Here is a 12,777-nt window from a genome sequence, read left to right on the forward strand (position 1 = left end):
CCTGTTCGGTGGGGCTACGTGCGGTAGACGTTGATGGTGTTGGCTTGCAGGATATCCCTCTCGCCCGACGCCACCAACGCGCCCTTGCGACGCTCGTGCAGCACCGATGTGGTGAAGCGGAGTTCAAACATCCGCTTGCCGATGCCCGACTCGCTCAGGATCTCGGGCAAGATCATCTTCACGTCGTGGTTGGTGCCGTTCACGACGATCAGGCCCCGGATCTCACTGTCTTCATGGCCCATCAGCAGTTGGACCGAGCGGACGTTGGGATCGTTCCAGCGGGCCGGAGTCATCCGTTTGCCCTTGTCATCGAACCACTGCAGGCTCGCGTCATTCGCCTGGCCGGGGAAGCTCTCAGGCTGGCGCCTCAGGAACCACCTGCGAAGCCTGACCAGCTCCCGTGTGGTCCGGAACATGGCGTTGGCTTCCTGCGTGCGGCTCCAGTCGAGCCAGGCCGTGGGATTGTCCTGGCAGTAAGCATTGTTGTTGCCCTGCTGCGTTCGGCCAAGCTCGTCGCCGGCCGTGATCATGGGGACACCGAAGGACAGCAGCAACGTGGCCATCAGGTTGCGGATGGACAAGGAACGGGCGGCAACAATCGCCTCATTCTCGCTGCGGCCCTCCACTCCGTGGTTGTAGCTCCGGTTGTCGCCGTGCCCGTCGCGGTTCTGCTCCCCGTTGGCCTCATTGTGCTTACGGTCGTAGCTGACCAGGTCCTTCAACGTGAAGCCATCGTGGGCCGTGATGAAGTTGACCGAGGCAAGGCGCGTGCGCCCGGATGATGCGAAGAGATTGGCTGAACCGGCCATGAGCTCAGCCAACGACGCCACGGAGCCACCCTGGCCACCGGCCTCAATGGCGGCGCGGTCGGACAGCCAGAAGCTGCGTACGCCGTCGCGGAAGTGGTCATTCCAGTCCGACCAGCCCTGCGGGAAGCGGCCTGTCTGCCAGCCGCCGTAGCCTACATCCCACGGCTCAGCGATGAGCTTGACCTCAGACAACACCGGGTCTTCGGCGATGGCTTGCAGGAACGGGTGCTGGGGGTCGAACGTGTTCCCCGCGTCACGGCAGAGGGTCACCGCAAGGTCGAAGCGGAAACCGTCCACGTGGAAGTCGTTCACCCAGTAACGCAAGGAATCCAGGGCGAGGTCCACTACCACGGGATCGCTGAAGTCCAACGTGTTTCCGCAGCCGGTGGTGTCCAGGTAGCGTCCGTGGGCGTCGTGCCGGTAGTACCGCTTCTCAGCCAACCCCCGGAAGCTGATGGCGGGTCCGTCAGGTCCGGCCTCGGCTGTGTGGTTGTACACAACATCGAGGATCACCTCGATGCCGGCCGCATGCAGCAACTTGATCATGCCCTTGAGCTCATCCTGCACGGCGTGCGGGCCAGCGTTCCGGGCGGCCTCGGTGGCGTAGTCGGCATGCGGGGCAAAGAATGCCGCCGTGTTGTAGCCCCAGTAGTTGGTCATGCCAAGGTCCTGCAGGTGCGCCTCATCCAAATGGAAGTGGATGGGCAACAACTGAACCGCGGTAATCCCCAGCTCCGTGAGGTGCTGGATCATGACAGGATGCGCCATCCCCGCGTACGTGCCGCGGAGGTGCTCCGGGATGTCCGGGTGAAGCATCGTCTGCCCACGGACGTGGGCTTCATAAATCACGGACGTCCGCATGGGTGTCCTTGGCGGCTGGTCGTCGCCCCAATCAAAACTGTTGTCCATGTGGACGCTCGTGAGGAACTCGCCCCGCTGGTCCACAGCGCGCCCGTAAGGATCGAGCAGCAGCCCGGTCCCGCCGTCGTCGTCCAGGTCCAAAGCAGGAACCGGCATGGGGAGGCCAGCCTCTGCGGGTGCCTCGCGGAAACCATAACGGGTGCCGGGCGGCATTCCGGCGATCAGCCCGAAGTGCACGCCATCTTCCACATTGGGAAGAACCTGCGCGCGCCATGGCGCGCCCGGGGACTGGAAGGCAACCTCCACCCGCTCCAAGTCAGGCGCGAAGACGGCCACATTCACTTCATGGTCCTGCGCATCCGTCGCACCGGAAAGGCCGGACTGGGGCGTGCTCAGTCCGAGGGGCCGGGGACGCGACGCGTCGACGGCAGCTTCTGTGTCAAAGATAGGCATAACCATTGATTGCAAGTTTAGTTCCACGCCCACTATGTGCCGCGTCCGGCGCTCATGTGACGACGTTCGGCCCAGTGAATTCATTACTTGGCATACTGGAACGGAGACAACTGGAGGTTCAATGGTGCGCGTTGCACTCGCCCAAGTCATCACCGGCCGGGATCTGACCGAAAATCTGCGGCTCCTGGAGGAGTACGCCCGCCGCGCCAAGGAGGGCGGAGCCGGGCTTGTGGTTTTCCCGGAGGCCATGATGCGAGCGTTCGGGAACTCGCTGTTGGACATCGCCGAACCCCTCGATGGACCGTGGGCCAGCCGCGTGCGCGCCCTCGCTGCGGAGCTTGATGTGGTGATCGTCGCGGGTATGTTCACACCCGGCACTCCCTCCGAGGCAGGTAAGCCGCGGGTGCGGAACACGCTTCTGGCCACCGGGCCCAACGTCGAGGCCAGTTACGACAAGATCCACCTCTTCGACGCGTTCGGCTTTGCGGAATCGGACACCGTTGAGGCCGGTACAGACCCGGTGACGTTCGACGCCGGCGGCGTCACCTTTGGTTTGGCCACCTGTTACGACATCCGTTTCCCTGCACTCTTCACGGCCAACGCCCAACGCGGCGCCGTGGTGAACATCGTGTCCGCGTCATGGGGATCAGGACCCGGCAAGGCCGAGCAATGGCAGCTTCTGGCCAGGGCCCGCGCCGTGGACACCACCACGTTCGTGCTCGCTTGTGGCCAGGGGGACCCCGCCACCCAAGGCATCGAAGCCAAAGGCACCGCGCCCACGGGAGTCGGGTACTCCGCCGTCGTATCCCCCTTCGGGCAGGTTCTGGAAGCTCTTGAAAGCGAACCCGGCCTCATCTTCGCCGACCTCGACCCCGCCGACGTCGAAGAAGCCCGCCAAAAACTTCCCGTCCTGGCCAACCGCCGCGACTTCTAGCCCTCCCTCACATCCCTACCCCTTGAGCCCAACGCTCCTCCACATCCCTGCCCCTTGAGCCCAACGCTCCTCCACATCGCGGCAAGAACTGGGAGAGCGTTGGGCCCAAACGGGCGGGACGTGAGAGAGCGTTGGGCCCAAACGGGCGGAACGTGAGAGAGCGTCCACACCAAACAGGCGGGACGTGAGAGAGCGTCAGGTCCAGGCGCACGAAAGGCGCCACGAGAGCCATCACACGGATGGCGCTTGCGGCGCCTTAATGGCTACTTGGCGGAACGCTGCCTCGATACTTCGTACAGCGAGATTCCCACGGCCATGGATGCGTTGAGCGACTCCATGGACGAGTCAATCGGGATGGACACGATCTGGTCGCAGTTTTCTCGGACCAAACGGCTCAGGCCCTTGCCTTCGGAGCCAACCACGATGCAGACCGGTTCCGTGGCTACGGTGAGGTCGGGCAACGAAACATCGCCGTCCCCGTCCAGGCCCAGGACGTAGATGCCCATGTTCTTGAACTGCTTGAGCGCGTTGTTGAGGTTCGACGCGCGGGCCACGGGCACGCGGACAGCGGCACCGGCGCTGGTCTTCCAAGCGGACGCTGTGACGCCGACGGAGCGACGCTCGGGGACGATCACGCCGTGGCCGCTGAACGCGGAGACGGAGCGGATGATTGCGCCGAGGTTGCGGGGGTCGGTGATGCCGTCGAGGGCCACGAAGATGGGGGCGTTGGAAATGTGCCCCTTCTTCCATTTGGCGATGGTTTCCTCGGCGAGGTCGTACGCGTCCTGGTATTCGTAGGGCGGGATCTGCAGTACGAGGCCCTGGTGGACAGCCTCTTCAGTCATCCGGTCTAGCTCGGGCTTGCCGGTTTCGAGCAGCGGGATGCCGCGCTCGGCTGCGAGCTTCAGGGATTCCTTGACGCGGTCGTCCATCTCAATGCGGATGGCTACGTGCAGCGCCTTGGCCGGGATACCCGCGCGGAGGGCTTCGACCACGGAGTTGCGTCCAGTAACCAGTTCTTCCGTCGCGCGGCCCTTGGGCCCTGAGCGTGCGCCTGAGCCCGGACGTGCCGGCCCGCGCTTGGCGGCCGAGCGCTCCGCGAGCTGCTTGTTCTTGAATGCCTTGTGGTAGGTGCGGTCCTCCGCCTTGGGCGTAGGACCCTTGCCTTCCAGGGCCTTGCGGCCGTGGCCACCGGTTCCGGTGGTGGGGCCCTTCTTCTGCTTGACCGACCGGCGACCATTATTGGCCATGAGATTCCATCCTTGATTTCGTGAGTAAGTCTGGAATCCAGTCTACTGACCCAATGCAATTCGGCCGTCGAGGCCCCTTGTCAGTCGCGCTTCAGGCTCCAGGTGGCCCCGTCCGCACCATCTTCGACGACGACGCCGGCGGCAGCGAGCGTGTCACGGATCGCGTCGGATGCTGCCCAGTCCTTGCTGGCCCTCGCTGCTGCGCGCGCCTGGAGTTGGGCTTCCACCAGGACTTCCAGCGCGGCGTGCTCCCGGCCCCGGGTAGCTTCGGGCTGGGTGACGGAATCCAGGCCAAGGACCTCTGTCATGGACATCACGGAATCAAGCGCAGCCTTGGTCGCCTCGAGGTCACCGGAGGCCAGCGCAGTGTTCCCAGCGCGCACGGTTTCGTGCAGCACACCGAGCGCCTGGGGCACGTTGAGGTCATCGTCCATGGCGGCAATGAAGGCTGCGGGCATGGCAGTCTGAGGTGCGACCTCGACGGCGTCCCGAACCACCTTTGCCGTGGCCTTGGAGATGAACCCGTCAATGCGTTCCACGGCCGCGGCGGCTTCCTGGAGCGAAGTGGGCCGGTAGTCCAGGACGGAGCGGTAGTGTGCTTGGCCGAGGTAGTAGCGGACCACGCGTGGTGAGGCGAGCTCCAGCATTTCCGCGGGGCTTACTGTGTTGCCAATGGACTTAGACATCTTTTCGCCCTCGAAAGTGACCATGCCGTTGTGCATCCAGAAGTTGGCGAACTCATCCCCTGCAGCTTGGGACTGCGCCATCTCGTTCTCGTGATGCGGGAAGCGGAGGTCCAGTCCCCCACCGTGGATATCGAAACGTGTGCCAAGGTACTTGGTCACCATGGCGGAGCACTCGAGGTGCCAGCCCGGACGGCCCGCACCCCACGGCGAATCCCACTTCGCGGTGGCGGGCTCGCCTTCTTTGTAACCCTTCCACAGCGCGAAGTCGCGGGCGTCGCGCTTGCCCCGAGGGTCGGCGTCGGCAGCCCCTTGCATGTCATCAATGTTCTGCCGCGTCAGGGAGCCGTACTTGCTCCAGGAGCGCACGTCGAAGTAGACGTCGCCGGAATCATCCAAGGCGGGGTAGGCATGGCCGCGGTCGATGAGTCGCTGTATGAGTGCGTGCATCTCGGGGATGTGGCCAGTTGCACGTGGCTCGTAGGTGGGCCGCTGGACGCCCAGGGATTCGTAGGCTTTCTCGAATTCCTGCTCATAGCGGTAGGCCAAAGCCCACCATTCCTCGGCATGCTTGGCGGTGGGTTCAGCGTCCCAGTCCGGGCCAAACGACTGCTGGGACTTGGCCAGGATTTTGTCGTCAATGTCGGTGACGTTGCGCACCACGGTGACGCGGAGGCCGCGGAATTCCAGCCAACGGGTCAGCTGGTCGAAAGCGATGGCGGACCGGACGTGACCCACGTGTGGCATTCCCTGGACGGTGGCTCCGCAGTAGTAGACGCTGGCCTTGCCGTCTTCGAGGGGAACGAAGTCGCGGACTTCGGCGGAGGCGGTGTCATAAAAGCGCAGGGTCACCGCTCCAGATTAGCCGATGACGCGGCGTGACCTGCCTACTTGCAGTATTCGCCGATCTTGTTGAAGTGCACCTTGAGCTTTTCCTGTTGCTCCTGCGTGGCCGCCCCCAGCGACGAGGCAGCAGCCTTGTCCATGATCGCGGCCATTTCCTTGATGGGATCGGCAATCTCCGGGGCCAGCTTGTCCCCCAGCTCGTGGTAGTGCTCAGCGAGCTGCTTCGACTGCTGTTGTTGGTTGCCGTCCGGTTTGAAGGCGTCACCGTTCAGGAAGTCGCAACTGGCCTTCACGTCCATCTTTGGCGCCCCTGCACAGCCGCCCAGCAGGAGCGCGGCGGCAAGCCCTGCGGACAGCAGCACCGCGGGACGTACGACGCCGGTAGGTGGCTTAGGCATGCGGCGCACCTTTCGCGGGTCCCGGGTGGGGGCTGGCAGCCGGGTAGACGAGGGCCGTGGCGACGGCGGAGATACCTTCGCCGCGTCCGGTGAAACCAAGACCGTCGCTGGTGGTAGCGGTGACGCTGACCGGAGCGTTGGCGGCCTGGCTCAGGACCCGTTGGGACTCCTCGCGCCGGGGGCCGAACTTTGGTCGGTTGGCGACGAATTGGACGGCGACGTTGCCGATTTCGAAGCCCGCCTCGCGCACGATCCGCGCGGCCTCCCCGAGAAGCTTGACCCCCGACGCCCCGGCGTACTCGGGGCGGTCCGTGCCGAAGTGCGTTCCGAGGTCGCCGATGCCACAGGCGGAGAAGAGCGCGTCCGCAGCTGCGTGGGCGACGCAATCGCCGTCGGAATGGCCGGACAGCCCTTGCTCACCTTCCCAAAGGAGCCCGCCCAACCAGAGCGGCTGGGGGTCGTCGTCGGGGGCAAAGGCGTGGACATCGATGCCGATGCCGGTCCGGGGCAGCAGCATGTTCTCGGCAGCCACTATCCCTCCACCCACCGGATGCCCAAGGGACCCTCGAGGAGACCTTCAGCGATGATGAGGTCCAGCGGCGTCGTGATTTTCAGTGATTGGCTGGCCCCGCGAACGGCATGAACGGGGACGCCCAGGAGTTCGACGAGCATGGCGTCGTCGGTGACGGCCGCGGCCTGCTTCCCGTCGAAGAGCCCGGCAGCCTCGTGGGCGCGGAGCAACGTAGCCAGTTCAAAGCCCTGCGGGGTCTGTACGGCGCGGAGCTCTTCGCGGGGAGCCGTGCCGGTGACCAATTCAGGGGCGATCAAGGCATCCGCCCCGTCGGTCCCGGCGACAGTCTTGATCGTGTCGACCACGGGCATTGTGGGGATGACGGCTTTAGCGCCTGCGGCCAAGGCTTCGGACACCCGCTCGAAGACGCGCTCCGGGGCCAGGGCGCGCGCGGCATCGTGCACGAGGACGAACTCGGTCCCGTCTTCCAAGGCAGCCAAAGCGGCGCGGACGGAGTCGGCGCGGGTCGATCCGCCGTCGACGACCGAAATTTCAGGGCCACCGTCAACGAGGTCAACGGTGAATTCGGCGATCAGCGCGCGGAGGGCAGTGTCGCCCTGGGGCACGGCGATGCAGACCTGGCGTGCGACGTCGGATGCCACCACGCCACGCAGGGCGTGCATCAGGATGGTTTCCCCGCCCAGCGGAACCTGGGCTTTGGGCATGCCGTATCCGAGGCGTTCGCCGGAACCGGCTGCCACCACGATCACGGCCGTAACGGCGCGCTTGGAAGGATGAGTCATGCGCCCAAGGTTATGCGCATTCTGGCTGGAATACCCACATGGCGGGCGGGTTCCGTGGAACGGCGGCCACGTTTTTGGGCAAAAAGAAACCCGGCGGCGCTTTCGCACCACCGGGGCTCAATTCTTAGGAAGCCAAGACCTCGTCAAGAACGCTTGCAGCCTTCTCTTCATCCGTCTTCTCAGCCAGGGCCAGTTCTGAAATCAGAATCTGCCGCGCCTTGGCCAGCATGCGCTTCTCGCCTGCGGAAAGGCCGCGATCGTGATCACGACGCCAAAGATCGCGAACGACCTCTGCCACCTTGATGACATCGCCCGAAGCAAGCTTCTCCAGGTTCGCCTTGTAACGACGTGACCAGTTGGTAGGCTCTTCAGTGAACTCGGCGCGGAGAACGTCAAAAACGTGCTCCAAGCCTTCTTTGCCCACTACGTCCCGGACCCCAACAAGGTCAACGTTCTCTGCTGGAACTTCAATGGTCAGATCACCCTGAGCCACCTTGAGCTTGAGATACATCTTCTCTTCGCCCTTGATGGTGCGCATCTTGATTTCCTCAATTTTTGCTGCACCGTGGTGAGGGTAAACTACTGTCTCGCCGACCTCAAAAACCATGTGGACTTTCCCCTTTCCCGCAGATTAGTCTATCACGATTAAGGCATACGACTGGCATCGGATGGGCTCTCCAGCCGCGCCAATACTGGGAAAGAGGCCCAAAAGGGATTCGTCCAACCTCTTGACGTAATCAAGGAAAGATGCATCGAGCAGGGAAGCTGTCGGACAAATCGTTCCCGTTGACTGCGCCACATACGCTCCCCGAATCCTTATTTCGACGGGTTTGCCGATAGGCTATGGCTGAAAAGTGTTCCAATGACTCTTGAGGAGTAGGTGTCGTGCGCAATACTGCGATGAACCCTGTCCAGCGCGGCAAGCTGGCAATTGCGGCGGCTGCAATCGGCGTCGGTCTTCTGTCCGTCACCGGCTGCGGATTCGTCAACGCCCAGCAGACTACCCACCAGTACTCGGCATCGGACGGGATCAAAGCTGATCTCGGCAAGCTGCAGCTGCGCAACATGCTGATTGTTGCTTCGGGCGAGAAGGAATCCGGCCGAGTCATCGGTGCCGTATTCAACCAGTCCAACTCCGACGCAACGCTGACCATCAGCGGAGCGGACGGCGCCCAGACGGAAATCCCCGTCAAGGCAAAGTCGGAGACCTACCTGAACGAGGAAAGCGACGCTGCCGTACTCAGCACGGCCGGCGCTGCACCCGGCGGCCTGGCGAAGGTCACGGTCCGCAGCGGTTCCGACTCCGCCCAGATCAACATTCCTGTTGTCAACGGCACGCTTCCCGAATACAAGAAGTACCTTCCGTCCAGCTCGGCAACGCCTTCGCCGTCCGGATCGGCCACGCCGTCCACCACTGCTACCTCCACGGAGTCGGCAGCAGCCGGCCACTAGCAGGCGGCACACGAAAGCCATACAACAAAAGGAAGGGTTCCGCCGCGGCGGAACCCTTCCTTTTGTTTTTTACCCGCCAACGCGCCTATGCGGGGGCGAAGGCTTACGGCTCGAACTTGTAGCCCAGGCCCCGCACAGTCACCAGGTAGCGCGGCAGCGAGGGATCCGGCTCGATCTTGCTGCGTAGCCGCTTGACGTGGACGTCCAGGGTCTTGGTGTCCCCCACGTAGTCCGAACCCCAAACGCGGTCGATCAATTGGCCACGCGTCAGGACCCTGCCGGAGTTCCGGAGCAGCATTTCCAGCAGCTCAAACTCCTTCAGCGGCAGGGACACCTGCTCGCCGTTCACGCTCACCACGTGGCGCTCGATGTCCATGCGGACAGGACCGGCCTGCACGGTGGACGTGATCAGCTCCTCCGGTTCCCCTTGGCGGCGAAGGACGGCGCGGACCCTGGCTACAAGCTCACGGGAGGAATAAGGCTTGGTGACGTAATCGTCGGCGCCGAGTTCCAGGCCCACTACCTTGTCGATCTCCGAGTCCTTGGCGGTCAGCATGATCACAGGAACGCTGGAGCGTTGACGCAGTTGGCGGCAGACTTCGGTGCCCGGAGTGCCCGGCAGCTGGAGGTCAAGGAGCACCAGGTCGGCACCATTCCGATCGAACTCCACCAAAGCGTCGCTGCCGTTGTCCACTACCTCAACGTCGAAACCCTCCTTGCCCAGCAAGTAGGAAAGGGGATCGCTAAAGGACTCCTCGTCCTCAACTATCAAAATCCGGCTCAAGCGCTGGCTCCTTGCTCTTGGGCACCGCTGGTGCCCGTTTTTTCACTCGCGTTTTGGCTCGCGTGATGGGGTTCGACGGCGGCCGCGGCCGCCGGAAGTTCGTGCGCCGTTGGCGGCAGGCCGGCGTCGTCGTCCTGGCCCTCCATCTCCGGCAGGCGGACAGTGAACGTGGAACCCTGGCCGGGCTGGGACCAAACGGTCACCTCGCCGCCATGGTTGGAGACCACGTGCTTGACGATGCTGAGGCCAAGGCCCGTACCGCCGGTGTGCCTGGAACGCGCGGCGTCCACGCGGTAGAAGCGCTCGAAGACGCGTTCCTGGTCCTCGGGAGTCAGGCCCTCGCCCTGGTCCGTGACGGAAATGGCCACGACGCCTTCACGGGTCCTGACGCCGACGCCGACCCGCGTGTTCTCGGGCGAATAGCGGATCGCGTTGTCGATCAGGTTCCGCAGGGCCGTCACCAGGAGGTCGCGGTCACCGAAAACCAGGGACTCGGAATGGCCACCCACCACGATCTGGATGTTCTTGCTTTCGGCTGGGAGCTGCGAGCGGTCCACGGCTTCGTTGATGACTGTGTTGATGTCCACAGCGTGCCCTTGCTGGGCCACGTTGGCGCCCTGCAGGCGGGACAGTTCAATGATGTCCTGGACCAGGGCCGCGAGCCTGCCGGATTCCTTGTGCATGCGCTTGGCAAAACGCCGCACCGCTTCTTCGTCGTCGGGCGAGGCTTCCAGTGCCTCGGCAAGCAACGAAATGGCCCCCACGGGCGTCTTGAGTTCGTGGGAGACGTTGGCCACGAAGTCGTTCCGGATCTCCTCCGTGCGGGTGATCTCGGTGCGGTCGTCGGCCAGGAGCACGATGTATTCCCAGCCGAGCATGGCAGCGCGGACCTGGACCACGATGGTGCCCTTGCCCAGCGGGCCACGCGGAAGCTCGTACTGTTCCTCCAGGATCACGCCATCGCGGCGGACCTTCGCGGTCATGTCCAGAAGTTGCTTGTGCACCACGGTGTGGCCGCGGACCAGGCCGTAGGCGTAGGCGGCGGGACTTGCGCGGACCACGCCATCAATGGCGTCGACCACCACGAAGGCACGCCCGACGACGGCAAGGACTTCCGCTGCGCCTTCAGGAAGCAGGGGTTCAGTGACGTCGAGGTCGACAATGCTCCGCTGGCGTTCGCTGATCTTGAATGCGAGCATGCCAAAGACGCCCAATGACAGGCCAACGAGGCCTGCGACGACACCTATGAGCAATGGATCCACGGGTCCAGCTTATGCTGTTGAAACACGGCCGAGCATGGATCCGGGGCCAAACGCGGACGGTTCAACTAACGTTCATCTAAAGGTGCCGAACAGTTCACTGACCCCTGACACAGTTACTGGTTGGACTGTCAATGGTTTTGAGATCCGGCCCCCATCATGGGAACGGGATCTCCAAGGAAAGGACGCCTTAGTGCGCAAGGTTTTTCAGGCGGAACTTACCCAGGTAGGTGACGACCTCATCGAGATCTCCAAGCTGGTTCACGAAGCAATCACGAAGGCCACAACATCCTTCGAAGGCGCCGACGTGGATCTGGCCCAGGACGTTATCGCAGCGGACGCCCGCATCGACTTCCTGCAGAACAGCCTCGACGAGCGCGCCATCGACATCCTGGCGTTGCAGGGTCCCGTGGCCAGCGACCTCCGCATGATCGTCGGTTCGCTTCGCATGAGCGCTTCGCTGGAGCGCATGGGCGACCTCGCCCGCCACGTAGCCCAGCTGGCACGCCTCCGTTACCCGGCAACGGTCATCCCCGCGTCAATGACCCAAACCTTCAAGGCCATGGCGCAGCACGACATTGAGATCACCGCGAAGGTCATCGAGCTTCTCGAAACCCGCGATCTTGAGGTTGCCCGCGACATCCTGAAGATCAACATCGCCGTGGACGACCTCCACCTCAGCGTCTTCAAGGCGATCGCTTCCCCGGACTGGACTGAAAGCCCGTCCACCACCGTGGACGTTGCCTTGGCCAGCCGCTACTTCGAGCGCTTCGCTGATCACGGCGTTTCCGTCGCCCGGAAGGTCACCTACCTGGTGACGGGCGAATGGCAGCCCGAGGGCTTCTAGCCTTACAACTGAAAATACGACGGCGGCCGGTCACCTTTCTCGGAAAGGTAACCGGCCGCCGTCGTTTTGCGGCGCGGCGAAGAACCGCGAAGCCTTATTTTTTGCCCTGGTTGGCCACCGCGAGGATGGCCTGGGCTGCTGCTTCGGGGTCGAGGTAGGTTCCGCCCGGGGTGATGGGCTGGAAGTCCTCGTCCAGTTCGTATACCAGCGGGATGCCCGTGGGGATGTTCAGCCCGGCAATGGCTTCGTCGCTGATGCCGTCCAGGTGCTTGACCAGTGCGCGCAGGGAGTTGCCGTGTGCGGTGACCAGGACGGTCTTGCCGGCCTTGAGGTCTTCCTTGATGTCCGATTCCCAGTACGGGAGGAGGCGCACAAGGACGTCCTTGAGGCACTCGGTGCGCGGCAGCGCGTCGCCGAGGTCCGCGTAGCGGGGGTCGTGGGCCTGGGAGAATTCGCTGTCGTCGGACAGGGGCGGCGGCGGGGTGTCGTAGCTGCGGCGCCATTCCATGAACTGCTCTTCACCGAACTCGGCCAGCGTCTGGGCCTTGTCCTTGCCCTGGAGGGCACCGTAGTGGCGTTCGTTGAGGCGCCAGTCGCGCTTGACGGGGATCCAACCGCGGTCGGCCTTGTCCAGTGCCATGTTGGCGGTGTTGATGGCGCGCTTCAGGAGCGAGGTGTAGAGGATATCCGGGAGGATGTTGTTCTCAACCAGGAGTTCCCCACCGCGTACTGCTTCTTTGCGGCCTTGGTCGTTCAGGTCAACGTCCACCCAACCGGTGAACAGGTTCTTGGCGTTCCAGTCGCTGTGGCCGTGGCGCAGCAGAATCAGCTTGTAAGTCATGGTTTTTATCCTAGCCGAGGGGTCCGGTGCCGTGCCGGGCGTTACG

At 63.6% G+C, this 12,777-nt stretch carries 13 protein-coding genes; 3 read left to right on the plus strand and 10 right to left on the minus strand.

The genetic code is table 11. From position 1 onward, the window contains the following. Positions 1–14: 14 nt before the first annotated feature. Positions 15–2,129, minus strand: coding sequence for a glycogen debranching protein GlgX (gene glgX / locus ACNQOP_RS02875; protein ID WP_416403267.1), 2,115 nt, complete (start codon positions 2,127–2,129; stop codon positions 15–17). A gap of 118 nt (positions 2,130–2,247) precedes the next feature. Between glgX and ACNQOP_RS02880 the strand changes: the two genes are divergently transcribed. Beyond that, positions 2,248–3,057, plus strand: coding sequence for a carbon-nitrogen hydrolase family protein (locus ACNQOP_RS02880; RefSeq protein WP_416403602.1), 810 nt, complete (start codon positions 2,248–2,250; stop codon positions 3,055–3,057). A gap of 263 nt (positions 3,058–3,320) precedes the next feature. On the opposite strand, the gene rlmB is transcribed toward ACNQOP_RS02880, so the two are convergent. The 6 genes from rlmB to ACNQOP_RS02910 form a co-directional block, all read right to left on the minus strand. Continuing rightward, the gene (rlmB, locus tag ACNQOP_RS02885) at positions 3,321–4,307 is read right to left on the minus strand and encodes a 23S rRNA (guanosine(2251)-2'-O)-methyltransferase RlmB (protein ID WP_349470552.1); all 987 of its coding nucleotides are present in this window, start codon (positions 4,305–4,307) and stop codon (positions 3,321–3,323) included. An 80-nt stretch (positions 4,308–4,387) separates the two neighbouring features. Then, on the minus strand, positions 4,388–5,842 hold the full coding sequence (gene cysS, locus ACNQOP_RS02890; protein ID WP_416403269.1) for a cysteine--tRNA ligase: 1,455 nt from the start codon (positions 5,840–5,842) through the stop codon (positions 4,388–4,390). A 35-nt stretch (positions 5,843–5,877) separates the two neighbouring features. Next, positions 5,878–6,234 carry a hypothetical protein gene (locus ACNQOP_RS02895; protein ID WP_416403271.1) on the minus strand — a complete coding sequence of 119 codons (357 nt, stop codon included), beginning with the start codon at positions 6,232–6,234 and terminating at the stop codon, positions 5,878–5,880. Then, positions 6,227–6,751, minus strand: coding sequence for a 2-C-methyl-D-erythritol 2,4-cyclodiphosphate synthase (gene ispF / locus ACNQOP_RS02900; protein ID WP_235520118.1), 525 nt, complete (start codon positions 6,749–6,751; stop codon positions 6,227–6,229). The genes ACNQOP_RS02895 and ispF overlap by 8 nt, the downstream gene beginning before the upstream one ends. A 14-nt stretch (positions 6,752–6,765) precedes the next feature. After that, the gene (ispD, locus tag ACNQOP_RS02905) at positions 6,766–7,548 is read right to left on the minus strand and encodes a 2-C-methyl-D-erythritol 4-phosphate cytidylyltransferase (protein ID WP_416403273.1); all 783 of its coding nucleotides are present in this window, start codon (positions 7,546–7,548) and stop codon (positions 6,766–6,768) included. Positions 7,549–7,672: 124 nt separating this feature from the next. Continuing rightward, entirely contained in the window at positions 7,673–8,155 is a 483-nt protein-coding gene (locus tag ACNQOP_RS02910) for a CarD family transcriptional regulator (protein ID WP_011690592.1), read from the minus strand. Positions 8,156–8,448: 293 nt separating this feature from the next. Between ACNQOP_RS02910 and ACNQOP_RS02915 the strand changes: the two genes are divergently transcribed. After that, the gene (locus ACNQOP_RS02915) at positions 8,449–9,000 is read left to right on the plus strand and encodes a hypothetical protein (RefSeq protein ID WP_284985537.1); all 552 of its coding nucleotides are present in this window, start codon (positions 8,449–8,451) and stop codon (positions 8,998–9,000) included. Between the two features lie 103 nt (positions 9,001–9,103). Here the strand turns inward: ACNQOP_RS02915 and ACNQOP_RS02920 are convergent, their stop codons facing one another. Then, entirely contained in the window at positions 9,104–9,784 is a 681-nt protein-coding gene (locus tag ACNQOP_RS02920; RefSeq protein WP_211711390.1) for a response regulator transcription factor, read from the minus strand. Next, on the minus strand, positions 9,781–11,037 hold the full coding sequence (locus tag ACNQOP_RS02925) for a sensor histidine kinase (protein ID WP_257370529.1): 1,257 nt from the start codon (positions 11,035–11,037) through the stop codon (positions 9,781–9,783). Before ACNQOP_RS02925 ends, ACNQOP_RS02920 begins: the two co-directional genes overlap by 4 nt. 199 nt (positions 11,038–11,236) lie before the next feature. Between ACNQOP_RS02925 and phoU the strand changes: the two genes are divergently transcribed. Beyond that, positions 11,237–11,890, plus strand: coding sequence for a phosphate signaling complex protein PhoU (gene phoU, locus ACNQOP_RS02930; protein WP_235520093.1), 654 nt, complete (start codon positions 11,237–11,239; stop codon positions 11,888–11,890). 94 nt (positions 11,891–11,984) lie between these two features. On the opposite strand, the gene ACNQOP_RS02935 is transcribed toward phoU, so the two are convergent. Next, positions 11,985–12,731 carry a phosphoglyceromutase gene (locus ACNQOP_RS02935; RefSeq protein WP_235520092.1) on the minus strand — a complete coding sequence of 249 codons (747 nt, stop codon included), beginning with the start codon at positions 12,729–12,731 and terminating at the stop codon, positions 11,985–11,987. Positions 12,732–12,777: the final 46 nt, after the last annotated feature.

The sequence above is a fragment of the Arthrobacter sp. LFS091 genome, from assembly GCF_047977885.1.
Classification (GTDB): domain Bacteria; phylum Actinomycetota; class Actinomycetes; order Actinomycetales; family Micrococcaceae; genus Arthrobacter.